Annotated in this window: 23 protein-coding genes; 10 read left to right on the top strand and 13 right to left on the bottom strand. The window is 32.5% G+C overall.

The window, feature by feature from the left end; all coding sequences use genetic code 11:
• Window positions 1-54: 54 nt before the first annotated feature.
• The 4 genes from M4I23_RS08510 to M4I23_RS08495 form a co-directional block, all read right to left on the bottom strand.
• Window positions 55-651, bottom strand: a complete 597-nt coding sequence (locus M4I23_RS08510; protein ID WP_249754112.1) for a Maf-like protein — start codon at window positions 649-651, stop codon at window positions 55-57.
• Between the two features lie 108 nt (window positions 652-759).
• On the bottom strand, window positions 760-1,677 hold the full coding sequence (locus M4I23_RS08505; RefSeq protein ID WP_249754111.1) for a geranylgeranylglycerol-phosphate geranylgeranyltransferase: 918 nt from the start codon (window positions 1,675-1,677) through the stop codon (window positions 760-762).
• An 87-nt stretch (window positions 1,678-1,764) separates the two neighbouring features.
• Complete coding sequence (locus tag M4I23_RS08500) at window positions 1,765-2,295, bottom strand: HAD family hydrolase (protein WP_158851411.1); 531 nt, start codon at window positions 2,293-2,295, stop codon at window positions 1,765-1,767.
• A complete protein-coding gene (locus M4I23_RS08495) occupies window positions 2,276-3,046 on the bottom strand; it encodes a Rossmann-like and DUF2520 domain-containing protein (RefSeq protein ID WP_158851409.1) in 771 nt (256 codons plus the stop codon). The genes M4I23_RS08500 and M4I23_RS08495 overlap by 20 nt, the downstream gene beginning before the upstream one ends.
• A 385-nt stretch (window positions 3,047-3,431) precedes the next feature.
• Between M4I23_RS08495 and M4I23_RS08490 the strand changes: the two genes are divergently transcribed.
• Both M4I23_RS08490 and ccsA read left to right on the top strand, forming a co-directional pair.
• Complete coding sequence (locus tag M4I23_RS08490; protein ID WP_158851407.1) at window positions 3,432-3,821, top strand: group III truncated hemoglobin; 390 nt, start codon at window positions 3,432-3,434, stop codon at window positions 3,819-3,821.
• 199 nt (window positions 3,822-4,020) lie between these two features.
• Window positions 4,021-7,209, top strand: a complete 3,189-nt coding sequence (gene ccsA, locus M4I23_RS08485) for a cytochrome c biogenesis protein (RefSeq protein ID WP_158851405.1) — start codon at window positions 4,021-4,023, stop codon at window positions 7,207-7,209.
• 149 nt (window positions 7,210-7,358) lie between these two features.
• Here ccsA and M4I23_RS08480 read toward each other — a convergent pair whose 3' ends face one another.
• Entirely contained in the window at window positions 7,359-7,574 is a 216-nt protein-coding gene (locus tag M4I23_RS08480) for a hypothetical protein (RefSeq protein ID WP_042498369.1), read from the bottom strand.
• Window positions 7,575-7,898: 324 nt separating this feature from the next.
• Between M4I23_RS08480 and M4I23_RS08475 the strand changes: the two genes are divergently transcribed.
• Window positions 7,899-8,750, top strand: coding sequence for a DUF2911 domain-containing protein (locus M4I23_RS08475; RefSeq protein WP_158851403.1), 852 nt, complete (start codon window positions 7,899-7,901; stop codon window positions 8,748-8,750).
• 446 nt (window positions 8,751-9,196) lie between these two features.
• Here the strand turns inward: M4I23_RS08475 and fumC are convergent, their stop codons facing one another.
• On the bottom strand, window positions 9,197-10,594 hold the full coding sequence (gene fumC, locus M4I23_RS08470) for a class II fumarate hydratase (protein WP_158851401.1): 1,398 nt from the start codon (window positions 10,592-10,594) through the stop codon (window positions 9,197-9,199).
• Window positions 10,595-10,776: 182 nt separating this feature from the next.
• Here fumC and M4I23_RS08465 point away from each other — a divergent pair, with 182 nt between their 5' ends.
• Window positions 10,777-11,418: a peroxiredoxin gene (locus M4I23_RS08465; RefSeq protein ID WP_249754110.1), complete on the top strand. Its 642-nt coding sequence runs from the start codon at window positions 10,777-10,779 to the stop codon at window positions 11,416-11,418.
• A 93-nt stretch (window positions 11,419-11,511) separates the two neighbouring features.
• Window positions 11,512-11,688 (top strand): hypothetical protein, encoded by a 177-nt coding sequence (locus M4I23_RS08460; protein WP_199269889.1) that lies wholly within the window; start codon window positions 11,512-11,514, stop codon window positions 11,686-11,688.
• A 139-nt stretch (window positions 11,689-11,827) separates the two neighbouring features.
• On the opposite strand, the gene M4I23_RS08455 is transcribed toward M4I23_RS08460, so the two are convergent.
• The 4 genes from M4I23_RS08455 to prfB form a co-directional block, all read right to left on the bottom strand.
• Window positions 11,828-14,239 carry an outer membrane beta-barrel family protein gene (locus tag M4I23_RS08455; protein WP_249754109.1) on the bottom strand — a complete coding sequence of 804 codons (2,412 nt, stop codon included), beginning with the start codon at window positions 14,237-14,239 and terminating at the stop codon, window positions 11,828-11,830.
• A gap of 152 nt (window positions 14,240-14,391) precedes the next feature.
• Window positions 14,392-14,850 (bottom strand): GNAT family N-acetyltransferase, encoded by a 459-nt coding sequence (locus M4I23_RS08450; RefSeq protein ID WP_158851395.1) that lies wholly within the window; start codon window positions 14,848-14,850, stop codon window positions 14,392-14,394.
• A gap of 47 nt (window positions 14,851-14,897) precedes the next feature.
• A complete protein-coding gene (gene arsC / locus M4I23_RS08445; RefSeq protein WP_249754108.1) occupies window positions 14,898-15,239 on the bottom strand; it encodes an arsenate reductase (glutaredoxin) in 342 nt (113 codons plus the stop codon).
• A gap of 73 nt (window positions 15,240-15,312) precedes the next feature.
• Window positions 15,313-16,423 (bottom strand): peptide chain release factor 2 gene (gene prfB / locus M4I23_RS08440; protein ID WP_158851391.1). Its coding sequence is split into 2 segments (ribosomal slippage): window positions 15,313-16,359 and window positions 16,361-16,423, totalling 1,110 coding nucleotides; the frame shifts between segments, so codons are not numbered across the junction.
• A 94-nt stretch (window positions 16,424-16,517) separates the two neighbouring features.
• On the opposite strand from prfB, the gene M4I23_RS08435 reads away from it, so the two are divergent.
• Complete coding sequence (locus M4I23_RS08435; RefSeq protein ID WP_249754107.1) at window positions 16,518-17,534, top strand: low specificity L-threonine aldolase; 1,017 nt, start codon at window positions 16,518-16,520, stop codon at window positions 17,532-17,534.
• A 2-nt stretch (window positions 17,535-17,536) separates the two neighbouring features.
• On the opposite strand, the gene M4I23_RS08430 is transcribed toward M4I23_RS08435, so the two are convergent.
• On the bottom strand, window positions 17,537-17,860 hold the full coding sequence (locus tag M4I23_RS08430; RefSeq protein ID WP_158851387.1) for a YbaB/EbfC family nucleoid-associated protein: 324 nt from the start codon (window positions 17,858-17,860) through the stop codon (window positions 17,537-17,539).
• Between the two features lie 78 nt (window positions 17,861-17,938).
• Here M4I23_RS08430 and M4I23_RS08425 point away from each other — a divergent pair, with 78 nt between their 5' ends.
• The 3 genes from M4I23_RS08425 to M4I23_RS08415 all read left to right on the top strand — a co-directional run bounded on the left by M4I23_RS08425 (window position 17,939) and on the right by M4I23_RS08415 (window position 22,752).
• Window positions 17,939-20,074 carry a S9 family peptidase gene (locus M4I23_RS08425; RefSeq protein WP_158851384.1) on the top strand — a complete coding sequence of 712 codons (2,136 nt, stop codon included), beginning with the start codon at window positions 17,939-17,941 and terminating at the stop codon, window positions 20,072-20,074.
• A gap of 78 nt (window positions 20,075-20,152) precedes the next feature.
• On the top strand, window positions 20,153-21,193 hold the full coding sequence (locus M4I23_RS08420) for a PLP-dependent cysteine synthase family protein (RefSeq protein WP_158851382.1): 1,041 nt from the start codon (window positions 20,153-20,155) through the stop codon (window positions 21,191-21,193).
• A 299-nt stretch (window positions 21,194-21,492) separates the two neighbouring features.
• Complete coding sequence (locus tag M4I23_RS08415; protein ID WP_158851380.1) at window positions 21,493-22,752, top strand: aminotransferase class I/II-fold pyridoxal phosphate-dependent enzyme; 1,260 nt, start codon at window positions 21,493-21,495, stop codon at window positions 22,750-22,752.
• A 65-nt stretch (window positions 22,753-22,817) separates the two neighbouring features.
• Here the strand turns inward: M4I23_RS08415 and M4I23_RS08410 are convergent, their stop codons facing one another.
• Entirely contained in the window at window positions 22,818-23,936 is a 1,119-nt protein-coding gene (locus M4I23_RS08410) for a GNAT family N-acetyltransferase (RefSeq protein WP_249754106.1), read from the bottom strand.
• 25 nt (window positions 23,937-23,961) lie between these two features.
• Window positions 23,962-24,969 (bottom strand): transporter, encoded by a 1,008-nt coding sequence (locus M4I23_RS08405; protein WP_158851376.1) that lies wholly within the window; start codon window positions 24,967-24,969, stop codon window positions 23,962-23,964.
• Between the two features lie 169 nt (window positions 24,970-25,138).
• Between M4I23_RS08405 and M4I23_RS08400 the strand changes: the two genes are divergently transcribed.
• Window positions 25,139-25,390 (top strand): DUF4834 family protein, encoded by a 252-nt coding sequence (locus M4I23_RS08400; protein ID WP_158851374.1) that lies wholly within the window; start codon window positions 25,139-25,141, stop codon window positions 25,388-25,390.
• Window positions 25,391-25,425 lie beyond the last annotated feature (35 nt).

The following is a 25,425-nucleotide window of genomic DNA, read 5'->3' as shown; positions in this document are numbered from 1 at the left end:
AAAATTCGCTGCAAATATACGTTGGAAAGCACAGCAAGTGTTTTTATTTTACTTTTAAAATGGTTTATTGGCAATGTTATTCAGTGTTTGGTAAACCAAGTGCGTTGGCAAACCCATAACATTAAAATAAGAGCCTTCTAGTTTGGTAACACCAATTTGTCCAATCCATTCTTGAATACCGTAAGCACCTGCCTTATCAAAAGGTTTTGATGTTTTTATATAATAAGTAATTTCTTCATCTGTAAAGTCTTTAAAAGTAACTTTAGTAATAGAGTATAGTGTTTTTTCGGATGTTTTGGTGGTAAAGCAGACCGAAGTAATCACTTCGTGAGTTTTATTACTTAATGATTTTAAAATATTGAAAGCATCGGCTTCATCTTTAGGCTTTCCAAGTGCTTTGTTATCGTTACAAACAATAGTATCGCTGGTAATTAAAATATCATTTTTTTGTAATTCTTCTTTAAAAGGAAGTGCTTTTAGTTGTGCTAAATAATTACTAATTTCAAAATGAGTTAATCGATTTGGATATTCTTCTTTTACAGGCTTAAGTCTAATTTTAAAATCTAAACCCAAGTCTTTAAAAAATTGTTGCCTGCGTGGTGAGCCAGAAGCAAGAATAATATTATAGTTTTTTAATTTTTCTTTTAACATATTTAGATAGTGTTATTGAGAAATGATAAAGGGTTAACTTATGAATTTTATATTCAATTCAAAGTATTTTTCCTGTTTTTTAAAGGCCTTGTAGACTATTTAGAACAGTTAAGCTTTCAAATTAAAATAATAAATTAACAGTGAAAGCACTCCAAAAAACATAACCAATTTTAATAAATCACTAATAAAATGATAATCTTTTTTAGTTTTAGCGCTAAACAATTTAATGCTCGTAAAGATTAAGGGGCCTATAATAAAAAATATATAATAACCAGCAGCAAAAATATCTGTATATAACGAATTTACAACATAATAAATTATCAAAAATATCGGTATTATCGATAAAACAAATAAGACTTTAGTGGTTCTATCTCTACCAATAGCAATGGGTAAAGTATTCATTCCTGCTTTGTAGTCACCGTCGATATCTTCTAAGTCTTTGGCGATTTCTCGCAATAAATTAAGCAGAAATGCAAACATAGCATAGTCTAGAATAATTTTAAAAAAAGTGAGTTGAATGGCTCTGTTTTCTAAAGTAAGTACAGGTAGTAATTCGAAAATCCCAACAATTAAGACGCTTAAACCAACTAAGATTGAAATAACAATATTTCCTATTAAAAGCGTGCGTTTTAAATAAGTAGCGTAAACGTAAAGCAAAGCAGAAATAATAACAAAAAGTGAAAAAAATGGACTTTTCCCAACTAAATGCGAAATATAGAATCCAACACCAACACCAATAATATTAAAAATAATAAATAGGTTGTAAGCCGTTTTTTCCGAAATTGAATTACCAACAATAAGTTTATGTGGTTTGTTTACAAAATCGGTCTCCACATCATAAATGTCGTTAATAATATTGCCCGCTGCAGCAATGCAAATTGTGGCAAAAATTAAAAGAAAAATACCAAAACCATCCAAACTCGTCGCTACTCCAAAAGGCTCTAAAAGTGCGTATTTTAATAATAATTGAGCTAGAGCAATCATTAATAAATTCTTCCAACGAATAAGGTTTAATAAGTTAAGCATCTATCAATTAAATAAATAGTTAAAATGAATAAAGGCACAGAACAATAGTCTTAGAGAGAAAGCATACCCGAAAATCGTCTTCTTTTTTTAGTCAAACTGAGCAGAGAAAAAACCACTCCATTTCCCTTGCACCTTCAAAACCTGTTCAATAACATCACGAACAGCGCCTTTACCACCTTTTTTATGCGAAATATATTTAGAGATACCTTTAATTTCTGGTACGGCATCTTGCGGACAACAAGGTAAGCCAATCCCTTTCATTACAGGGTAATCTGGAATATCGTCACCCATAAAAAGTACGTTTTCCGATTTAATATCATTTTTCGTGAAATAATCATTCAATTGCTCAATTTTATTTTGCGCCCCCAAATAAATATCCTTAATACCTAAACCTTCTAATCGTTTGCGCACGCCCTCATTTTTACCTCCAGAAATAATACACATGTTATAACCTTTATCAACAGCAGCTCTAATGGCATAACCGTCTTTAACATTCATAGTTCTTAGCATTTCTCCGTTTGTTAAAACTGAAACGGTACCATCAGTAAGTACCCCATCAACATCAAAAACAAAGGTTGTAATGTGTTCCAAATATTCTTTATAACTTTTTTCTTCCATGTGTTTTCTGTATTGACGATGTTAGTAGTTCGTAAATCTTTTTATGCTCAATATTATTATCTAAAATTCTCAAGTGCTTTTTAATCGTTTTTTTATCACGGCGAATAGCAGGTCCAGTTTGCGCTCTAAATGGCGATAAATGCTCTATTTTTTTTGCCGTTTCTAATATCAACGGTTTCAAGATATCAAATTCTGCTCCTTCACTTTCTGTAATTTCATGGCCAATTCTATATAACTGATTCGTGAAATTATTCACAAAAACAGCCGCCAAATGTAGCACACGCCGTTGGTCGCTATTAACCTTCTGTATCGGGCCACCTAAACTTAAGGCTAATTCCTTTAACATCGGGAAACTTTTTTTATCAATCGTTTCAATGCAAATTGGTACATCGGCAAAATCCAATTCCGCACCCTTGGTAAAACTTTGCAGCGGGTACAGCACGCCACGTCTGTGTTTTTTATCTAAATCGTAAACACCAACACCACCCGAAGTATGCACAACTACACGGTCTTCAAAGGGAAGTTGTTCCGATAGCGCACCAATAGCGTCATCACTAACTGCCAAAATATAAACATCGGCAAGCTTTAAATTCGTTAAATCGTCTGTAATATCAACCTCGTTGCTATGCTCCGAAATCGAATCTAAACTCCTGTTATACCATTGAGAAACAGTTACATTATCTGCCTCTCGAAATCCTCTATACAAATGGCTAGCCACATTGCCAGCCCCTAAAATTACTACTGAAATCATCTTGCAAAAATACTAACCAATTATCAATAACAAATTAATAAATCAAAATAATTTGCGCGTACCCCAAGGGTCGGACTTTATTCGTTGATTTCTATTTTAAATTAAAGAACTCATGAATATAAATATTTCACTACTCGCTCCCTTCCTTTGGTCGGGGATCTCAAACAGGTCGTTCAATTCTTTACAGATGTATTCGGAAATTTAGTTCTTGCCACAAAATTTTAGTTTATATATTAATTTTTATTAGCAGTTACCCGTTAGTTTTTCATAATTAAAAAAGAAGGAGCTTTTTTATTTTTATTTAGACCTCTTTTTAAATCAAAAAAAATCAATGTAAGCGCCGTCAACCTTTCAGTAATAATAAAATAAGCAGTAAATTTGAAACATGAAAAAAGATCTCGAAACCCGCGAAGATGTATATTTACTTGTTTCTTCATTTTATAAAAAAGTGAGGCAAGATAAAGTTTTATCGCCTTTTTTTAACGACGTTATAAAAGATTGGGATGCCCATCTCGAACGTCTTACAACTTTCTGGGAGGCCTCTTTATTTCTAAAAACAAAATACACAGGTAATCCGCTTGAAACTCATATAAAAGTAGATGCCGATAATAAAAATAAAATTAGTGAACGCCATTTCGGACTTTGGCTAAACCTCTGGTTAGAAACCATCGATGAGCTTTTTGAAGGCGACTTTGCACAAAACGCGAAATTTAAAGCCCGAAAAATGGGATCATTCTTATATTTAAAAATGTTTGAAGCTAGAATGGGGAAGTAGCTCGATTTTAAGACCTTAATGTTTCTGTTTTACTTGAGTTTAATGATAAAACTTAATTTTTTTTGTAAGAAATATTTTATTTTTAGGTGTGTAGTTCTCATCATATTTCAATGGTTTCTTATCAATTTTTTATCACAGTTTTAACACTTTAGAATAAACTTAAATCATTAAATTTGCACGACCTTAAAAAGGCCTAACTATGCAAAAAAAAATAGCTAACATACTTTTTTCAACGCGTTTAACATCTGTATTATTTCTTGCTTTTGCCGCAGCCATGGCAACAGGTACCTTTTTAGATGCCGGACAAGACATGTCTCCAACGCCATATACACGTAATTTAATTTACAACACTTGGTGGTTCGAGGGCATTATGGTGTTTTTTGTAATTAACTTTGTTGGTAACATTTTTCGTTTTAGATTATACAAAAAAGAAAAATGGGCAACTTTCATTCTGCATTTAGCTTTCATTTTTATTCTTTTAGGTGCATTTATTACGCGATATGCCAGTTTTGAAGGCATGATGGCCATTCGTGAAGGTGAAACTGAAAATTCATTTCTTTCTCAAAAAACATATATAACGGCATATATTGATGGTGATTTTAAAATAGATGGCGTTGCTCAACGTCGTGTTTTGGAAAATGAAGTCGATTTCTCTGGACGTTTAGATAATGATTTTAACATAAACAGCGAGTACAATAAAAAGCCAATAAATATTCAACTAGAAAAATTTATTGTTGGAGCAGAGGAAGATATTATTCCAGACGAAAACGGCGAATCTTATTTAAAAATAGTAGAAGCAGGAACTAGTGGTCCGCATAATCATTTCTTAAAAGTAGGTCAAGTATCTAGTGTTCACAACGTATTATTTGCATTAAATAAACCAACCGATGGCGCTATAAATATTACTTTAGAAAACGATAACCTAACCATTAATTCTCCTTTTGATGGGGAATACATGACTATGGCAACGCGTGCTAAAGGTTTACTTGTAAAAGATAGCATACAGCCTTTACATTTACGTTCTGGGTATTCTATTGGTAACATGCAAATTGTATTTCCAAAACCTGTTGTAAAAGGTGTTTTTGATGTAGTTAAAAAAGCAGAATTCCTTAAAAATAATGAAGATGGTCTAGTTTTAAAAGTTACTGCTAATGGTGAAACTCAAAATGTAGGGTTACTTGGAGGAAAAGGATCAAACAGTAGTTTTAAACAAATAAAAGTTGGTGGATTAGATTTCGCTTTTAAGTACGGTTCTAAGAAATTAGAATTGCCTTTTTCAATTAAATTGAACGATTTTGAAGCTGAACGTTATCCAGGAACAGAAAGAGGATATTCTGCTTATTCTAGTGAAGTAACTGTTTTGGATGAAAAAGAAGGTGATTTTGATTATAAAATTTTTATGAATAATATTTTAGATCATGGTGGTTATCGCTTTTTTCAATCAGGTTTCGATCCAGATGAAAAAGGAACTATACTTTCTGTAAATCATGATTATTGGGGCTCGTTAATCACTTATATTGGTTATTTTATGCTGTATTTTGGAATGATGTCGATTTTGTTTTCTAAGCATTCTCGTTTTGGTGATTTAAAAAAGCAACTCGAAAAGTTAAAAGCTAAAAAAGCCAAGACCTTAGCAGTTGTTATGCTGTGTTTTGGATTACAAGGGTTTGCTCAAGAGCATTCGGCAAACGACGGGCATAACCATAATAACAAACCTACAAAAACACAAATAGATTCTGTTTTAAGAGCTAATATTACTCCTAAAGCACATGCATCAGAATTTGGGAATTTGGTGATTCAGGATTTAAGCGGGCGTATGATGCCTATAAATACTTACGCTTCGGAAATGCTGAGAAAGTTAAGTAAGCATGATTCTTACGAAAATTTTGATGCCAACCAAGTGTTTTTATCAATTCAGGAGAGTCCACAATTATGGTACAATGTGCCTATAATTTACTTAAAAACTAAAAAGGCAGATTCTATACGCCATATGATTGGTGTGGATTTAGATGAACAATATGCCACTCTAGCCGATTTTTTCACCGAAAGGGGAGAGTATATTTTAGCACCTTATTTAGATGAAGCATACAAAGCGCAAGTGCCAAATGGTTTTCAGAAAGAATTTAAAGAAGCCGATCAACGTGTAAATTTATTATTCAATACGGTTGAAGGACGTTCGTTAAAAATATTCCCAATTCCTAATGATGATAACCATAAATGGATTTCTAATTTCGATTATAAAGAAGATCCAACGGTTATAAAAGATTCACTTTACAATAATTTTGTAAAAAGTGGATTCTTAGCATATTTATACACTTTAAATTCAGCTAAAAAATCTGGTGATTTCTCTCAAGCTTCAAAACTGCTAAAAGCTTTTAAAGATACACAACATAGGTACGGTGGTTCGGTTATGTTAAGTGATCAAAAGGTGAAAACAGAAGTATTATATAACAAATATGATATTTTTAAAAAATTATTTAGTTGGTATATGTACGCAGGTACGTTAATGTTTGTATTATTAATTATTCAAATATTTAAATCACACAGTAAAGGTTTAAATACGGCTATTAAAGTCTTTAAGTTTATAGTTATTGGTTTGTTTATATTGCATACAGCAGGTTTAATTGTACGTTGGTATTTATCTGGCCATGCACCATGGAGTGATGCTTACGAATCTATGATTTATGTGGCTTGGGCTACTATGCTATTTGGATTGCTTTTTGGTAGAAAAAGTGATTTAACCATGGCGTCAACTGCATTTGTAACAGCAATGATTTTAATGATTGCACATTGGAACTGGATGGATCCAGCAATAGCAAATTTACAACCCGTATTAAATAGTTATTGGTTAATGATTCACGTTGCGGTAATTGTAGCGAGTTATGGGCCTTTTACTTTAGGAATGATTTTAGGAGTAGTATCTTTATTCTTAATGATTTTCACCAATAAGGATAATAAAGATAAAATGTTACTCAACATTAAGGAGCTAACGGTAATAAACGAAATGGCTTTAACCGTAGGTTTGGTTATGCTAACCATAGGAAACTTTTTAGGAGGTATGTGGGCCAACGAAAGTTGGGGGCGCTATTGGGGCTGGGATCCAAAAGAAACTTGGGCGCTTATTAGTATTATGATTTATGCTTTTGTTATACACATGCGTTTGGTGCCAGGATTAAGAGGGCGTTGGTTCTTTAACCTATGGTCTATAATAGCTTTTGCTAGTATATTAATGACTTATTTTGGAGTGAATTTCTACTTAGCAGGGCTACATAGTTACGCTAGTGGTGATCAAATTGTGAGTGTTAAATTTATTGTTATTGCTTGTGGTATTGTGGCTGTTTTAGGAGCTTTCGCTTATCGAGGACATGTGAAGTATTATAAAAAGTAATTAGAAGAATATATATAGCAAAAACTTAATTTTTGCCAATAAAAAAAACAGTATTTCATAATTATGAAATACTGTTTTTTTTTATAAAGTAAATTATTCCTTGATTAGCATTTTCTATTATGATAGTACTAATAAGGAGTTAGGTTGGTTTATGGCCTTCCTTTTAATCTTTTTTCTATTTTTTGTTTTACCGCCGTCAATCGCTTCATTAAGTCCATGATTTCTTGGTCTTTGTCAACTTTGTATACGTCGTTTAGGCTCAAAATAAGGTCTTTAACTTCTCTTGAAGCTTCTATTCTTTCACTTGTAGTTTTAAAAGTATGTTTGCGTTGTTCAAATTCAACCGCTTTTTCAATAAGTTCCATATGTAATAATCGTTTTTCTAATAAATTTTTTGTAATAAAACACGCTGTGTATTATTCACAATTCGACAATATAATAAAATATTATAAATTTCTTGAATTAATAGTAAATATTTAGCTAAATTTTAATGATTGAGTACTTTATATGTTAGATTTTGGTTATTTTTTAGTTTTTAATGAAAAACAAGGATTCTTTTTAATGTTTTGATAATTGCCGTTTTTCGGTTGTTTACCTTGTTTTTTATTACTTCGCTTTTTTAAGCTTTTGTTAACAATAATCAGTATTTTGATGTGTAATTTTATAGCTTATAAATAATTAAAACTAAAATGAAAAAACTATTATTAATTTTATTAGCATTTACTACAGTTTATACTGTAAATGCACAGATTGAAACTCCACAACCTAGTCCAAAAGCTAAGTTTGAACAAAAAGTTGGATTAACAGATGTAACTATCGAGTATTCTAGACCAGGTGTTAAAGGGCGTAAAGTTTTTGGAGACTTGGAAAGTTTTGGAACAATTTGGAGAACAGGTGCTAATGAGAATACTATAATTACCTTTAGCGATGATATAAAGATTGCAGGTAAAAGAGTTAAAGCTGGTTCTTATGCCTTATTTACTCGATTAATTTCAGCAACAGAATGGGAATTTCTTTTTTACAATGACACAAGTAATTGGGGAACTCCAAAAAAATGGGATGATACTAAAGTTGTTGCATCTGCGAAAGTAGTTGTTGAACCTATTCCTTTTGTAGTAGAAACTTTTACTATTGATATTAACAATATTACAAATAATGGAGCAACTCTAGAACTTCTTTGGGAGAATTCTTATGCGGCTTTACCTTTTACAGTTCCTACTGAAGAAATTGTTTTAGCAGGTATTGATAAAGTAATGAATGGTCCAGGCGAAGGAGATTACTATGCAGCGGCAGCATACTACTTAGCTGAAGGGAAAGACATGAAACAAGCTACAGAATGGATTGATAAAGCTGTGGATATGACAAAAGGGAAACCTCGTTTTTATTATTTACGTAGACAAGCATTAATTCATGCAGCAAACGGAGATAAGGAAGGTGCAATTAAAGCAGCTAAACAATCTTTAATTCTTTCTAAAGAAGCAGGAAATGATGGTTATATCAAAATGAATACGGAATCTCTAAAAGAATGGGGAGCACTATAATTAACTCTATTGATATTTAATTAGAGCCAACTATTTTGAAACAAAAAAAGCTCAACGGTGTTATATCGTTGGGCTTTTTTGTTTCAAAATGTACTATAAGTTTTGTGTGTAATTTATTTAGGCATACAATCTTGGTGGTATGTCATTGTTATTTATGAAGTCTTCCAATTTTAGCCATTAAAATTATCTTCATGAATTTTAAAAATATCAGTTTAATAAAACTATTTTGAAGGAACCATTTCGGAAAGTTTAGGACGTTACATTATACTAAGTTATACCTACAAATTAAATACAGGGAAAAGAGCGAAAAAACCGAGAATAGGGTAGATGCTTAATTTTGTAGCTGGTTGAGTTTGCTTTTTTAATTCAGAAATAATTTTATAATAAAAAACCCTCAGAATTGAAAATCAATCTTGAGGGTTTTAAAATTTATATATTACTGGTAATTATTTTAAGCTACCAACCATTTCTTCTGGTTTTACCCAAGCATCATAATCTTCGGCTGTAACATAACCTAAATTAACGGCTTCTTCTTTTAAAGTTGTTCCGTTTTTATGAGCTGTATTAGCAATTTCAGCAGATTTGTAGTAACCAATTTTTGTGTTTAAAGCAGTAACAAGCATTAATGAGTTGTTTACTAATTTAGTAATTACTTCTTGGTTTGGTTCAATACCAGAAGCACAGTTTTCTTCAAAACTTTTACAAGCATCGCCAATTAATTGTGCCGATTGTAAAAAGTTTGCAGCCATAACAGGTTTAAAAACGTTTAGCTCATAATGGCCTTGCATACCTCCAACAGAAATAGCAACATCGTTACCTATAACTTGAGCGCAAACCATTGTTAAGGCCTCACATTGTGTTGGGTTAACTTTTCCTGGCATAATAGAACTTCCTGGTTCGTTAGCAGGGATTATAATTTCTCCAATACCTGAACGAGGACCAGAAGCCATCATTCTAATATCGTTTGCAATCTTATTTAAAGAAACGGCAAGTTGTTTTAATGCACCGTGTGTTTCAACTATAGCATCATGTGCAGCTAAGGCTTCAAATTTATTTGGAGCAGTTATAAAAGGTAATCCAGTAAAATCTGCAATATATTCGGCAACACGTTTACTATAACCCTTTGGAGTGTTTAAGCCTGTTCCAACCGCTGTTCCTCCTAAAGCTAATTCGCTTAAGTGTGCTAAAGTGTTTTCTAAAGCTTTTAAGCCGTAATCTAATTGTGCTACATAACCCGAAATTTCTTGTCCTAAAGTTAACGGTGTTGCATCCATTAAATGCGTACGTCCAATTTTTACAACGCTTTTAAAAGCTTCAGATTTTTTCTTTAAAGTTTCTCTTAATTGTTTTACTCCAGGAATAGTAGTTTCAACTATTTTTTTATAAGCTGCGATATGCATTCCGGTAGGGAAGGTATCGTTAGATGATTGTGATTTGTTTACATCATCATTCGGTTGAATCGTTTTTTCGCCTTCACCAACAACTTTTCCAGCTAATTGGTGTGCTCTATTCGCAATTACTTCGTTAGCATTCATATTACTCTGTGTACCAGAACCCGTTTGCCAAATAACTAACGGAAATTGGTCGTCGAGCTTGCCTTCTAAAATTTCATCGCAAACTTGTGCAATTAAATCTCTTTTTTCAATATCTAAAACACCTAATTCGCAATTTGTATAAGCGGCAGCTTTTTTTAGATAAGCAAAGCCGTAAACAATTTCTAACGGCATAGACGCAGAAGGTCCAATTTTAAAGTTATTTCTTGAGCGTTCTGTTTGAGCGCCCCAAAGTTTATCGGCTGGTACTTTTACCTCGCCCATAGTATCTTTTTCTATTCTGTAACTCATGGCAATAATGATTTAATTATGAATTACAAAGTTAATTTATTTAGCCGTTTTATCCTTTTAAAAGATGAGTTATTATGCCTAATTTTTAACAAATTGATAAGATTTTAAATTATTTGTCTCGTTAAAAATTAATTATCTTTATAATGAATTTAAATAGTGATTAATTTTAAACCAAAACAGAAATGGCAACAATTAGATTAGGAGATGAAGCTCCAAATTTTACAGCAGAAACATCTGAAGGAACAATTAATTTTCATGAATGGTTAGGTGATAGTTGGGGAATACTATTTTCGCATCCAGCAGATTATACACCTGTTTGTACTACCGAGTTAGGAACCGTTGCAAGATATACAGATGAGTTTCAAAAGCGTAATGTAAAAGTTGTAGCATTAAGTGTAGATGGTTTAGAATCTCACCGAGGATGGATTAAAGATATTAATGAAACACAAAATACAACTGTTAACTTTCCAATTATTGCAGATGAAGATGGAAAGGTTTCTGAACTTTATGATATGATTCACCCAAACTCAGATAGTAAGCTTACCGTGCGATCGGTTTTTGTAATTGATAATAATAAGAAGGTGAAATTGATAATTACTTATCCTGCTTCTACTGGTAGAAATTTTGACGAATTATTGAGGGTTATCGATTCTCTTCAGCTAACGGCTTATTATAAAGTGGCAACTCCAGCAAACTGGAAAAATGGTGATGATTGTGTAGTTGTGCCCGCAATTGCAACGGCAGATATTCCTTCTGTTTTTCCAAAAGGATTTAAGGAAGTCAAACCTTATTTACGTATGACGCCGCAACCTAATTTAGATTAGTGAATAACCTGTTGATAAATGTTAACATTGTTATTGGAAAACAAAATGGTTTATATTATATTTGTGGCATATTTATAAAAGACACCAACAATTATGTTTGATTTTGATCAATATTTAGGCTTTTTAGCATTTTTAGGAATATTAACTTTAGGGTTTTGGTTAATGATTTTCTTAATAACCTTTGTAGTCCCTTACTGGATTGGAGGTGCTTTAATTGAAAGAATAAAAGAAATTAAAGAAGAAAAGAAAGCAAAACGATTAAATGCTTAAAATTTAATTGAAAATATATTTACAAAAAAGGTAGCTCAACGAGCTACCTTTTTTGTTTGAATTATTTAATTCTTACAAATAAAAAAACCTCAAAATAATTTTTGAGGTTTTTTTATTATCAGGTTTTAAGTAATGCATATTACATTTCCATACTGTCGCCACCTTCTCCACGGCCTCCAGAACGTTCTTGTTTCTTTTGTTGGTTAAAACGGTAGGTAAACGATAAATTGTAAGTTGTACCACCTCTAAATTGAATTTCTTGGTATGCTGTAAAAGTATCTGTGGTGATATCATTTCTGTGAACACCAGAGTTAAATACATCTCTAACATTAAAGGCTATCGATGCCTTATCTTTTAAAATATCTTTACTAAGCGCTGTGTTAACTGTTCCGCTTCCTTGTCTATCGTTTTGTGAGTCTTCACTAGGACCTCGATAATTTAAGTTTGTTTGCCAATCTATAGCATATGGAAGTGTTAGCTTGTTTGTTAAACGCGCATTCCAGGTTAAATTGTTTGCTGTTAAGTCAATATCCTCAAAGCTACCATCTCGTTCTAATTTGTAAATATTAAAATCGGTATTTACACGCCATTTTCTTGATGGGCTAAAGTTTAAGTTAAACTCAAAACCATAGCGATTATCGGTAGCTAAATTAACAGGGCCTCGCTGAATAACATCAAATGTTTCACCATTTATCTCAACACTTTCTCCATTCTTTCTACTCACAAAAGACATAACATCTGTTGAGTTTGAATAATAAATAGATGAGCTTAAAGTGAATTTTCCAAATCTATTTAAATATCCAATATCAAAAACACTAGAGTACGTTGGGTTCAAATCTGGATTTCCTTGAAAAACATTAGTTAAACTTGATCGAGAAGGGAAGGGGTTAAGCATAAAACCACGTGGTCTGCGTAATCGTCGGTTATAACCAATCGTCATACTTTCATCGTCGCTAAACTTATAACTTACGTTTACCGTAGGAAATAGGCCTGTTAAGTTTTTTCTTTTAAAATCGCCAGAAGTAGGCTGGTCTAGCGTGGTTTTAGTGTTTTCCAAACGTAGACCTAACAAATATGAAAAATCATCAATTTTACTTCCAAACTGAAAATAAGCAGCATTTAAATATTGTTTAAAATTAAATACGTTAGATAGGTTGGTGTTTAATTCAAATGCACCAGAATCGTTAAGTAATGAAACTTGATAATCTGTATCTGTAGTGCTAAAATCTCCACGGTATCCCATTTCAATCTGGCTATTATCACCTAAAGGTAAAACATAATCGGTTTGCAGTAATACTTGTTGTTCATCTTCCAAAGTTTGTAAAATATCGGTATCGATACCATCATTATTAATTAATGAATATTCATCATCATTCGATTTTTCAAATTGAAAATCGAAAGAAAATTTATGTCCGTCTGTTTTAAAATCTTTTGTAAAATTTAAAGCATATTGAAAGGTACCACTATCGCTATTCTCAGGGTCTTTCCTTACACTTTTTGAAGTGGTATTGTTTTCTTTATTTAGAGATAAAAGGTTGTTTACGGAGTTGTTTTCGCTGCTATTGTCGCTAAAAACAATGGAGTTTGTTATCGATGCAGAGTCGGTAATATACCATTCAATACCAGTGTTTGTTGTAATACCTTTTCTGGTATCATTCCAGTTCCTTTTTTCATCTAAATCGGGTTTAGTAATATCAAAATTTTTCACATCGTTATACCACCTACCAACACTTTCTGTGTACCTGTATGATGTGGTATTAAAAATATTTACATTACCCGTTCTATAATTAATATTCCCCGAAATTCCAGCGGCATCAGGATTTCCAACGTTAGTAGTTATAGAACCGTTAAAACCTAAGAGTTTACTACGGCGTAAAATAATATTGATAATTCCTCCAGTTCCTTCAGCTTCATATCTTGCCGATGGCGAAGTTATAACTTCTACTTTTTCAATAGCATCAGCAGGTAATTGTTGTAAAGCTTCCGCTGAATTTAAGCCTACTAGTCCCGATGGTTTTCCGTTTATTAAAATGCGTACATTATCGTTTCCGCGTAAAGCAACACTCCCTTCAGCATCTACAGAAACCGATGGTACATTGTCAAGAACATCACTAACCGATCCACCGCTTACGGTTAAATCTTTACCAACGTTATATATTTTTTTATCGAGCTTAATTTCAACAGTGGTACGTTCTGCTATTATTTCAACTTCACCTAAAGATTCTGTATCGATTTCTAAAGAATAAGATCCAATATTTTCCGATTTACTAATTTGTTTATCAGCAATAGTAATCGTTTTAAACGAAATATATTCGATAGTAATATTGTAAAAACCAACAGGAACTGGGATAGAAAAATTTCCTTTTAAATCGGTAATCCCACCCGTTTCCATTTTATTTGCCTTTTTATTGAAGAAAGCTATTGTTGCGTATTCTAGAGGTTGGTTGGTTTCTTTATCTATTACTTTTCCACTAATTGTAACTTCTTTTTGTGCGATTACAAATAATGAAAATAGGCTGAAAATTGTAAATAAAAATAATTGTTTTACCATAAAGGTCTATTAATTGGTTGAAAAAATTAGACTGCAAATTTATGAGTTGGTTTAACTTGTTTCAGTTAAAGCTTTGTTAATTAACATGACTAAAATTAACGTCTGCGGAAGAGGAAAGCTTAAAGCTTATATTGAAGCTGCAGGACAAAATATTATGTTTTTTTTATTCCGTTGTAAACATTTGGATTATGTTTTTCCATATAAAACTCAGGATTAGGTAATTCTGTAAATCCAAATTTTTTATAAAGCCATTCTGCTGTATCTGTTAATAAAATCCATCGTCTTAATCCTTGAAGATTTGGGTGATTCATGATTTCATTTATAAGCCATTTGCTCAACCCTTTTCCTCTATATTCCTTTAGAACAAAAACATCTCCTAAATATGCAATGGTTGAATAGTCTGAAATTATTCGAGCATATCCTATTTGTTGATTTTTGTAATAAAGCCCAAAATTTAAAGAGTTTTCAAAAGATGTTTTTAAGGTGGTTAGTGGAATCCCGTTACTCCAGTCGGTTTCGTTTGCAAGGAATTTGTGAATAACAGCAACGTCAAGTTTATTCTTGTCGGTTGAAACGGTGTATTCGTTTTTATGAACTTCTATGATTTCCAAATTAGTATTTTATTACAATTTCACATATAATCTTTAGTGAATCCTAACTAAACAATATCAACAATCAAGCTTGGTGGTCTTCCAATAACAGCCTTCTTTCCATTAACAACAATTGGGCGTTCAATAAGCTTCGGGTTTTGCACCATGGCATCAATAACTTCGGTATCAGTTAAGTCTTTACCTTTAAAATCACTTTTCCAAATGGCTTCGTTTTTTCTAACTAATTCTATAGGTTTTATTTTTAAAAGACTTATTATTTCTTCTAACGCTTCCGCGGAAAGGGTATCGTCCAAATATTTTACAATCTCGAATGGTTTTCCCGAGTTTTCTAGAATTTCTAGACCTTGTCTCGATTTTGAGCAACGTGGATTATGATAAATTTTTATCATTTTAATTAAATGTTTTTTGTTTAAAATTAAACCTACCAAGCTTTTAAGCCTAATAGGTTTTTTTAATTATATTTTACAGTTGCCCATCATCTTCAACCTTTTGTCCCATCATCATTAAATAGGCCTTTAAAAAGCTGTCTATATTACCATCCATCACGGCATCTACATTCCCGGTTTCGTGTGCTGTACGTACATCTTTCACTAATTTATAAGGATGCATCACGTAGTTTCTAATTTGGCTTCCCCATTCAATTTTCATTTTTCCAGCTTCAATATCATCACGCTGTGCCAATTGTTTTTGAAGTTCAATTTCATACAATTGCGATTTAAGCATTTGCATAGCACGCGATCTATTATCGTGTTGAGAACGTGTTTCAGAACATTGAATTTGAATTCCTGAAGGTTTATGCAACAACTGAACTTTGGTTTCAACTTTATTTACATTTTGTCCACCAGCACCACTAGATCGTGCCGTTGTAATCTCGATATCGGCAGGGTTTATTTCAACTTCAATAGTATCATCAACAAGGGGGTATACGTAAACCGAAGCAAAACTGGTATGGCGTTTGGCATTACTATCAAACGGAGAAATACGTACTAATCTGTGTACGCCATTTTCACCTTTTAGCCAACCAAAAGCAAAGTCACCTTCAATTTCTAGAGTTACAGTTTTTATACCAGCAACATCACCTTCTTGAAAGTTAAGTTCCTTCACCTTAAAACCACTTTTTTCTGCATACATTAAGTACATACGCATAAGCATACTTGCCCAGTCGCAACTTTCTGTTCCGCCGGCACCGGCTGTAATTTGTAGTACAGCACTAAGGCTATCTCCTTCTTCCGAGAGCATGTTTTTAAACTCAATATCTTCTAGCTGGGTTGCTAATAAATTGTATTGCGTTTCTACATCTTCGGCCGTGGCTTCATCTTCCTTATAGAATTCGTATAATACCTCAAGGTCTTCGTATCGCGTTTTTGCTGTTTTGTAATCTCCCACCCATTTTTTCTTCACACGAAGTGATTTCATTATAATTTCTGCAGCTTTAGAGTCGTTCCAGAAATTGGGGTCGAAAGTTTGTTCTTCTTCGTTTTGTATTTCTATCAGTTTGGCGTCTATGTCAAAGATAGTGCCTAAGTTTATCGAGGCGGGTATTTAGATCTTTAATTTGATCGGAAGTTATCATGTATAATTTTATTTGAAACAAAAATAAGATTTCTTTACCCCAGCAGAAAACAATTCTGAATATAATTTTATAGCTTTATACACAAATTAAAGATATGATTATTGATCTAAGAAGTGATACCGTTACAAAGCCATCAAAATCCATGTTAGAGGCCATGATGCAAGCATCTGTAGGCGATGATGTGTTTAGAGAAGATCCAACAGTAAACGAACTTGAAAGCCGAATTGCAAAAATGTTTGGTAAGGAAACTGCAATGTTTTTTCCGAGTGGTACCATGGCAAACCAAACAGCTATAAAATTGCATACCAATCCTGGAGATCAAGTAATTTGCGATAAATATGCTCATATTTTTAACTACGAATCTGGTGGAGCATCCTTTAATAGTGGAGTGTCTTGTAATTTATTAGATATAAATAACGGCATGTTTACGGCAAGTGATGTTTTGACAACCATAAATCCAGAAGCTTATTATTATAGTAAAACGAGTTTAGTAGAAATTGAAAATACGGCAAATAGGCGTGGAGGTTCATGTTGGGATTTTAATGAAATACAGAAAATTAGAAAAGTTTGCGATGAAAATAATCTAGGATTTCATTTAGATGGTGCACGTTTATGGCATGCTTTAGTTGAAAAAAATGAAACTACGGAGCAATATGGAAAAGTGTTCGATACCATTTCTGTGTGTTTAAGTAAAGGTTTAGGTTGTCCCGTTGGTTCCGTTTTAGTTGGTGACGGAGTTATTATGCAAAACGCTATTAGAATCCGTAAAATATTTGGTGGAAACATGCGCCAGGCCGGGTATTTAGCTGCGGCAGGTTTGTATGCCTTGGATAATAATATTGAAAGATTGGCTGAAGATCATAAAAAAGCAAAAGAAATTGGAGCTGTTTTAGGTGATCTTTCAATTGTTAAATCTGTAGAACCTATAGAAACGAATATCGTAATATTTGAACTAATTGGTGGAGCGGACGAAAATGAATTCACTCAAAAATTAGCCGATAAAAACATCCATATTATAGGTATGGGCGGTAATAAATTACGTATGGTTACGCATTTGGATTACACCAATGTTATGCACGATAAACTTTTGAGTGAATTAAGAAAATTTTAAATTTACTTAAACATATCCATTCCAGGAATATTAGGCATTCCATCTTTTGCAGCTGCAGCAAGTTCAGCTTCATTAATTTGGGTTGCCTTTTCAATAGCCTTATTTAGTGTTAAAACAAGGTAATCTTCAAGTTGTTCCTTATCTTTTAATAACTCATCGTCTATATCAATAGATTTAATAGTTCTATTGGCCGTTAAAGTAATTTTAAGTTTATTATCGTTACTAGCTTCATCAACTAAAACGGTATTTAAACGTTCTTTTGTTTCTTCTACTTTTTTCTTGGCTTCTTTGAGTTTGCTCATCATGCCCATCATATCTCCAAACATATTTTTATATTTTTTAAGGGGGTTGGTAAATGCAAATTTATCAAATACTAAGCCAATTTATTGTATTTTAAACGAAAAATGAAAATAGCAACCATTCTTTTAAGCGTAAGTTTTACTTTTGCCGCTTCGTGTAAAAATATAAATATGAGTAAATCTATAAATGAAGTAACTATTCCTTCAGCTAAAAAAATATCGAAAACATTAGAAATGCATAATGATGTTAGAATCGATAATTATTATTGGTTAAACGATCGTGAAAATCCTGAGGTTATTGATTATTTAAATGCTGAGAATGATTATACAAAGGCATTAATGAAGCATACAGAGGGGTTTCAGAAGGATTTATTTGAAGAAATGAAGGGGAGAATTAAAGAAGACGACTCATCATTACCATATAAATTAAACGACTATTGGTACATTACGCGTTACGAAACAGGAAAAGATTACCCTATTTATTTGCGTAAAAAAGAAAGTTTAGATGCTAAAGAAGAAATTCTATTCGATTGTAATGAAATGGCAAAAGATCATTCATACTTTAGTTTAGGAGGTATTTCCATAAGTCCAGATAATAAAATGGCAGCTTTTTCTACCGATACTGTCAGTAGAAGGCAATATACGGTTCAAATTAAAAACCTTGAAACCGGTGCTATTTTAGATGATAAAATTTTAAATACTACTGGAAGTGCTACATGGGCAAACGATAATAAAACGTTGTTTTATACCATGAAGGATGAGATAACTTTGCGTTCTCATAAAATATTTAAGCATAAATTAAGTAGTGATTCCACAGATGATGTTGAGGTTTATCATGAAGCCGATGAGACCTTTAATACCTTTGTTTATAAAACTAAATCTAAAAAATATATTATCATTGGTTCGTCGAGTACATTATCTTCGGAATATCAAATTTTAAGTGCCGATACTCCTGATGCTGCATTCAAAATATTTCAAGAAAGAACAGACGATATGGAATATAGTATCGCTCATTATGATGATGCTTTTTATATTATTTCTAATTGCGATGGTGCTACAAACTTCAAGCTATTAAAAACGAGTGAAACAGCTACAGAGAAAGAAAATTGGAAAGATTTACTGCCTCATAGAAAAGATGTTTTATTAGAGGATATTGAGATTTTTAAAGATTATTTAGTTGTTAATGAACGTGAAAACGGATTAAACAACATCCGAATAATAAGCTGGGATGGTAGTGAAGATTATTACTTACCTTTCAATTCTGAAACTTATACATCTTACATTGGTAATAATCCAGATTTTGATAGTGATGTTATGCGTTATGGTTTTAATTCGTTAACCAACCCGAGTTCGGTAATGGATTATAACTTCAAGACCAAAACTAGTGAAATTAAAAAAGAACAAGAGGTTTTAGGCGGGAAGTTTAATAAGGAAAACTACGAATCTAAGCGTGTTTGGGCAACCGCTCGCGATGGTGTAAAAGTGCCAATTTCTTTAGTTTATAAAAAAGGAATTAAATTGGATGGAACAAATCCATTATTGCAATATGCTTACGGTTCTTATGGTTCAACCATAGATCCTTCGTTTTCTACCATTCGTTTAAGCTTGCTAGATCGAGGTTTTGTTTATGCTATTTCGCATATTAGAGGTGGTGAATATTTAGGTCGCAATTGGTACGAAACAGGAAAACTGCTAACCAAGAAAAATACATTTACAGATTTTATAGATTGTTCTAAATTCTTAATTGAAGAAAATTATACGTCAAACAAACATTTATATGCTTACGGCGGTTCTGCTGGTGGTTTGCTAATGGGAGCAATAATTAATATGAATCCAGAATTGTACAACGGTGTTTTAGCGGCTGTGCCATTTGTAGATGTGGTTACTACTATGCTAGACGACTCTATACCTTTAACTACTGGAGAGTATGACGAGTGGGGAAACCCAAATAATGAGACTTATTACCATTACATGAAATCGTATTCACCTTATGATAATGTAGAGGCTAAAAACTATCCGAATATGTTGGTTACAACTGGTTTACACGATTCTCAAGTGCAATATTGGGAGCCAGCAAAGTGGGTTGCGAAGCTTAGAGAATTAAAAACAGACACGAATAAATTACTGCTTCAAACGGATATGGAATCGGGGCATGGAGGGGCTTCTGGGCGTTTTGAAAGTCTTAAAGAAGTTGCTCTAGAATACGCGTTTTTGCTAGATTTGGAAGGAATTAACCGCTAATAAAAAAAAATGTCTTATTTTTGTCAAGTTTTGAGAAGTTTTGATTTATAAAATTAGAGCAACTTGTAAAATGAATTTATGAAACACAGAAATCAAGTATTTGATAATGTATTAGAGTTAGTTGGCAATACTCCTTTAGTAAAGCTAAATAGAATAACCTCTAAGTTCGAAGGAGATTTTTACGCTAAAGTAGAATGTTTTAACCCAGGGCAATCATCAAAAGATAGAATAGCACTTTACATTATAGAACAAGCCGAGAAAGAAGGTGTTTTAAAACCAGGCGATACTATTGTAGAAACAACCTCTGGAAACACCGGTTTTAGTATTGCGATGGTAAGTATCATTAAAGGATACGAATGTATTTTGGCGGTAAGTTCAAAGTCTTCTCCAGATAAAATTGATATGTTACGTACCATGGGCGCTAAGGTTTATGTTTGTCCAGCGCATGTTAGTGCAGACGATCCAAGATCTTACTATCAAGTTGCAAAACGTATTCATGAAGAATTAAAAGGTTCAGTTTACATTAATCAATATTTTAATCAATTAAATATTGATGCACATTATAATTCTACAGGTCCGGAAATTTGGAAACAAACAGAAGGAGAAATAACGCATTTAGTCGCTTGTAGTGGAACAGGAGGAACTATTTCTGGAACAGCAAAATACTTAAAAGAGCAAAATCCTAACATAAAAGTGATAGGTGTTGATGCTTTTGGTTCGGTACTTAAAAAATACCACGAAACTAGAGAATTCGACGAAAAGGAAATTTATCCTTATCGAATAGAAGGTTTAGGTAAAAATTTAATACCAGGTGCTACAGATTTCGATATTATAGATGAATTTGTAAAAGTAACCGATGAAGAAAGTGCTCATACTGCTAGAGAAATAGCTAGAACAGAAGGTTTGTTTGTAGGTTATACATCTGGAGCTGCTACACAGGCTATTAAGCAATTGGGTGAGCAAGGCGAGTTTAAAGAAGGAGATAAAATTGTTGTTATTTATCCGGATCACGGTTCTCGATATATGAGTAAAGTGTATAGCGATAAGTGGATGAGTGATCAAGGGTTTTTCGATTCGCAAAATGAAGCAGCAGCGCAGAGCATACAATACATAAAATAATTAAGAATATTATAACATATTATATGTCCATATTTTACTAAATTGTGAAATATGGACTTTTTTTATGCTTCGAAAAATCGATATAGATGATTTTTTTAACTTTATTGTCTATATTTCGTAAATGCATGGTAAAAAATTATGTTCAATGCATATAAATATTTAATTTTGCAGCTACTAACTAAAACAAAAGCATTCTTTATTCTTTCATAAGCAACTTATATTGTTTGTGTTCCTAAAAAGCAGTTTTATTCTAGTTGGAGTTATATCTCAAGTTTAATAGCAATACCAATTTATAATAGATGAAGGATTTATTTGAAAAGATTTATAAAGACAAAGGACCACTAGGAAAGTGGGCGTCTCAGGCTGAAGGTTATTTTGTGTTTCCAAAATTGGAAGGTGAAATTTCTAATAGAATGAAGTTTCAAGGAAAAGACGTAATCACTTGGAGTATTAATGACTACTTAGGTTTAGCCAATCACCCAGAAGTACGTAAAGTAGATGCTGAGGCAGCTGCACAATACGGTTCTGCTTATCCAATGGGAGCTAGAATGATGTCTGGCCACACTGATTTACACGAAAAACTTCAAAATGAATTGGCATCTTTTGTAAGTAAAGAAGCAGCATATTTATTAAACTTTGGATATCAAGGTATGGTATCTACTATCGATGCTTTAGTGTCTAAACATGATATTATTGTTTATGATGTTGATGCTCACGCTTGTATTATTGATGGTGTACGTTTACACATGGGGAAACGTTTTACATATAAACATAATGATGTAGCTAGTTTAGAGAAAAATTTAGAGCGTGCTACTAAAATGGCAGAACAAACAGGCGGAGGAATTTTAGTGATTTCTGAAGGTGTTTTTGGAATGCGTGGTGAACAAGGTCGTTTAAAAGAAATTGTAGCTCTTAAAAAGAAATTTAATTTCAGATTATTTGTTGATGATGCTCATGGTTTTGGAACTTTAGGGAAAACAGGAGCAGGAACAGGTGAAGAACAAGGTGTGCAAGATGATATTGATGTGTATTTTGCAACATTTGCTAAATCTTTAGCTAGTACAGGTGCTTTTATTGCCGGTGATAAAGAAATAATCGATTATTTAAAATATAATTTACGTTCTCAAATGTTTGCAAAATCTTTGCAAATGCAATTAGTAGCTGGAGCTCTTAAGCGTTTAGATATGCTTAAAACAATGCCAGAACTTAAAGCTAAACTTTGGGAAAATGTAAATGCATTACAATCTGGTTTAAAAGCAAGAGGTTTCGATATCGGTACAACGCAAAGTTGTGTAACGCCAGTATATCTAAAAGGAAGTATTCCAGAAGCCATGGCTTTAGTTAAGGATTTACGTGAAAACTATGGTGTTTTCTGTTCTATAGTAGTGTATCCTGTAATTCCAAAAGGACTAATTTTATTAAGATTAATTCCTACGGCAACACATACTTTGGAAGATGTAACTGAGACTTTAAATGCATTTGATGCTATTAGAGAGCGTTTAGAAAATGGAACGTACAAACGTTTATCTGCTTCTGTTATGGCAGCAATGGGCGAATAATTACAATAAAATATATTAAAAAAACCGATTCAATTTTAATTGAATCGGTTTTTTTATTTTTATAACTAAAGTAGCTTCTTATACGTTTTTCTTCGTTTGTAAACCACAGGATCAAAATGCTTCCATATTTGGTGGATGGCATGATTATCTTCTAATTCTGGGGTTCTAAAACAAGTCTCAATACCCTTTTCTTTAAACGTTTCGTAATATTCGTTAAAAATAACGGCATGTACACCTTTGTTTTGGTAGTCTGGATGAATTCCTATTAAATAGAAAATAACATCTTTACTATTCTTTTTGGCATTCAAAATATGGCGGAAACCAAAAGGAAAAAGTTTACCATTCATCTTTTTTAAAGCTTGTGCAAAGGCTGGCATTACAATGGCAAAACCAACTAGTTTATCATCTTTATCAACTACAAATTTGATATATTCTGGATTAACAAAACTTATAAATTTCTTCTTAAAATATGCTTTTTGAATATCATTTATCGCAACAAACGATGATAATGAAGCGTAGCTTTCGTTAAATAAATCGAACATTTTATCAACATAAGGCATTACTTCACTCGTTTTAGTGAACTTTAAAGCTTTTAGTTGATAACGTCTTTTTATAAGCTCTTGTGCTTTTTTAAAGAATTCTGGCTTAACGTTTTCAAAAGGGAAACGACTTTCAGAATAAGATTTTTCAATCTCAAAACCGGCAGCTTCGTAATGTTTTACATAATAGGCATGATTATACCAGGTGACCATAGGAGCGATGCTCTCAAAGCCTTCTGTCATAACACCTACTTTATCTAAATTAGAGAATCCAACAGGACCTTCAGTATATTCTAAATTTTTACTTTTTCCTATTTCAGAAACCTTGTTAAGTAAAATCTTAGAAACCTCTAAATCGTCAATAAAATCGAACCAACCAAAACGCATTTTTTTTATGTTTTGATCTTCTATTTCTAAATTGTTAGTAATTGCAGCTATTCGTCCAACAATACTATTGTTTTTGTATGCTAAGAATAACTGAGCTTCGGCATCTTTGAAAACAGGGTTTTCATTTTTATCAAATGTTTTTACTTCCTGACTAATTATCGGAGGTGTCCAGTATTCACAATCTTTGTACAATGTAAAAGGGAATTTTACAAATGCTTTTAGATCTTTTTTAGTTTTTACTTCTTTTAGTGTAATCATATGCTTTTATACTAAATTTCTCCGATTAATCTTCAAAATCTATAGCGTCACGTTTTTGTTTTTTTGTTTCTTCTTTAGTACTTTTTTTACCACTCTTTTTCTTCTTCTTACTTCCTTTTCGTTTCATGGAATCTTCAACGGATGTGCCATTGTCCATTTCTTTGTCTTTATGAAAATCTAATCGGTAAGACATTCCAAAATTCACACTAAAAACGGATGGTGTGTCTTTAGTATTAAAGGTTAAAGCTGTATCTAATTGAAAATCTTTGCCCCACAAATAAGCGCCACCAAATCTAAACAAATTATCGGCATAATAATCACTTTTAATAGCTTGAGTTTCTCCAAAAACAACCCACTGCGGACTAAAAGAATGTGTTAAGGTTAATATATATTGAAAGTCCGATTGCTCTGTGCCAATACGATCTTTAATTAAATTCATTACAAAAACCCAACCTCCAGAAAAATTATTTTGGGTAGCAATCATCACTTTAGGGCTAACTCCTTCTATGGCATCGGCTGTGTAAGGATTGTCTGGCGTATCGAAATTTGCACCAGCATAAACCGCTATTGCAGGAATTAAAGACTTCCATTTAAATCTGTGGTTAGCTTTCCAACTGAATAAATTAGGCTTGTCCTCTTCAGCATTTTTATAAGGATCATATACTAAATATTTGGCACCAAGTGTTAGGTATTTAAAATTTGAACGTCGGTCTTTATTAGATAAATCTGTCGAAAAAGATTTGTTATCACTTTGATAGTTTCCTTCAAAATTAAGTTCCAATGGTTCCCATAATAATCCGTAACGTATAGCAAAATCTGCTCCAAAACCTGAAACTTTATAACCAATTGCCGGCGTACGTTCTTCTTCAATAATGTATGGGCCAACTTCAAATTGCGCAACGTTTGTTCCTACAGAAAAGGCACTTCGTGAAACGCCTGGTCGATTAGAATTTATAACATCGGTATATTGGCAAAAAGCTTGAGTTGAAACAAAACTTAGTAGGATAATTAAAATCGATTTGATGGCTTTCATATTTGAAATTTTTAACGCATTCTTAGTGTGCGTGGATTTTATATTTTAATGTGCTAATGATAAAGGGTTGTCAAATATAGATATTTTATATATTTTTTATCATTTTTCAATGTTTTTTAAACGTATAGAATTGTATTTTTGTTGTTAGTTTTAATCAAAAGTTTCAGTTATGGGTTTATTAAGAACCATATTTATAATTGTTTTAGTTTATTATTTATTCAAAGTGCTTTCAAGAATATTTGCGCCTTTTTTGATGAAGTTTGCCGTAAAAAAAGCTGAAGAGCGATTTGGTGGTCAGTTTCAAAAGAAGCAGCAAGAGCCTGTTAAAGAGGAAGGGAAGGTTACTATTGATAAAATTCCGAATATAAAAACATCCAATAAAGATGTTGGTGATTACGTGGATTATGAAGAAGTCGATTAAGGTGAATTCTTTTTTTTATTTCCGCGAAAGCGTTA

This window comes from Algibacter sp. L4_22, from assembly GCF_023473045.1.
Classification (GTDB): domain Bacteria; phylum Bacteroidota; class Bacteroidia; order Flavobacteriales; family Flavobacteriaceae; genus Algibacter.
The sequence above is the reverse complement of the archived record's forward strand: the minus strand, read 5'-3'. Positions and strand labels throughout refer to the sequence as shown.

What these genes read in the sequence shown, in the direction of transcription:
- M4I23_RS08510 (WP_249754112.1), bottom strand. Translation starts at nt 651, where the DNA reads ATGTTAAAAGAAAAATTAAAAAACTATAATATTATTCTTGCTTCTGGC.
- M4I23_RS08505 (WP_249754111.1), bottom strand. Translation starts at nt 1,677, where the DNA reads ATGCTTAACTTATTAAACCTTATTCGTTGGAAGAATTTATTAATGATT.
- M4I23_RS08500 (WP_158851411.1), bottom strand. Translation starts at nt 2,295, where the DNA reads ATGGAAGAAAAAAGTTATAAAGAATATTTGGAACACATTACAACCTTT.
- M4I23_RS08495 (WP_158851409.1), bottom strand. Translation starts at nt 3,046, where the DNA reads ATGATTTCAGTAGTAATTTTAGGGGCTGGCAATGTGGCTAGCCATTTG.
- M4I23_RS08490 (WP_158851407.1), top strand. Translation starts at nt 3,432, where the DNA reads ATGAAAAAAGATCTCGAAACCCGCGAAGATGTATATTTACTTGTTTCT.
- ccsA (WP_158851405.1), top strand. Translation starts at nt 4,021, where the DNA reads ATGCAAAAAAAAATAGCTAACATACTTTTTTCAACGCGTTTAACATCT.
- M4I23_RS08480 (WP_042498369.1), bottom strand. Translation starts at nt 7,574, where the DNA reads ATGGAACTTATTGAAAAAGCGGTTGAATTTGAACAACGCAAACATACT.
- M4I23_RS08475 (WP_158851403.1), top strand. Translation starts at nt 7,899, where the DNA reads ATGAAAAAACTATTATTAATTTTATTAGCATTTACTACAGTTTATACT.
- fumC (WP_158851401.1), bottom strand. Translation starts at nt 10,594, where the DNA reads ATGAGTTACAGAATAGAAAAAGATACTATGGGCGAGGTAAAAGTACCA.
- M4I23_RS08465 (WP_249754110.1), top strand. Translation starts at nt 10,777, where the DNA reads ATGGCAACAATTAGATTAGGAGATGAAGCTCCAAATTTTACAGCAGAA.
- M4I23_RS08460 (WP_199269889.1), top strand. Translation starts at nt 11,512, where the DNA reads ATGTTTGATTTTGATCAATATTTAGGCTTTTTAGCATTTTTAGGAATA.
- M4I23_RS08455 (WP_249754109.1), bottom strand. Translation starts at nt 14,239, where the DNA reads ATGGTAAAACAATTATTTTTATTTACAATTTTCAGCCTATTTTCATTA.
- arsC (WP_249754108.1), bottom strand. Translation starts at nt 15,239, where the DNA reads ATGATAAAAATTTATCATAATCCACGTTGCTCAAAATCGAGACAAGGT.
- M4I23_RS08435 (WP_249754107.1), top strand. Translation starts at nt 16,518, where the DNA reads ATGATTATTGATCTAAGAAGTGATACCGTTACAAAGCCATCAAAATCC.
- M4I23_RS08430 (WP_158851387.1), bottom strand. Translation starts at nt 17,860, where the DNA reads ATGTTTGGAGATATGATGGGCATGATGAGCAAACTCAAAGAAGCCAAG.
- M4I23_RS08425 (WP_158851384.1), top strand. Translation starts at nt 17,939, where the DNA reads ATGAAAATAGCAACCATTCTTTTAAGCGTAAGTTTTACTTTTGCCGCT.
- M4I23_RS08420 (WP_158851382.1), top strand. Translation starts at nt 20,153, where the DNA reads ATGAAACACAGAAATCAAGTATTTGATAATGTATTAGAGTTAGTTGGC.
- M4I23_RS08415 (WP_158851380.1), top strand. Translation starts at nt 21,493, where the DNA reads ATGAAGGATTTATTTGAAAAGATTTATAAAGACAAAGGACCACTAGGA.
- M4I23_RS08410 (WP_249754106.1), bottom strand. Translation starts at nt 23,936, where the DNA reads ATGATTACACTAAAAGAAGTAAAAACTAAAAAAGATCTAAAAGCATTT.
- M4I23_RS08405 (WP_158851376.1), bottom strand. Translation starts at nt 24,969, where the DNA reads ATGAAAGCCATCAAATCGATTTTAATTATCCTACTAAGTTTTGTTTCA.
- M4I23_RS08400 (WP_158851374.1), top strand. Translation starts at nt 25,139, where the DNA reads ATGGGTTTATTAAGAACCATATTTATAATTGTTTTAGTTTATTATTTA.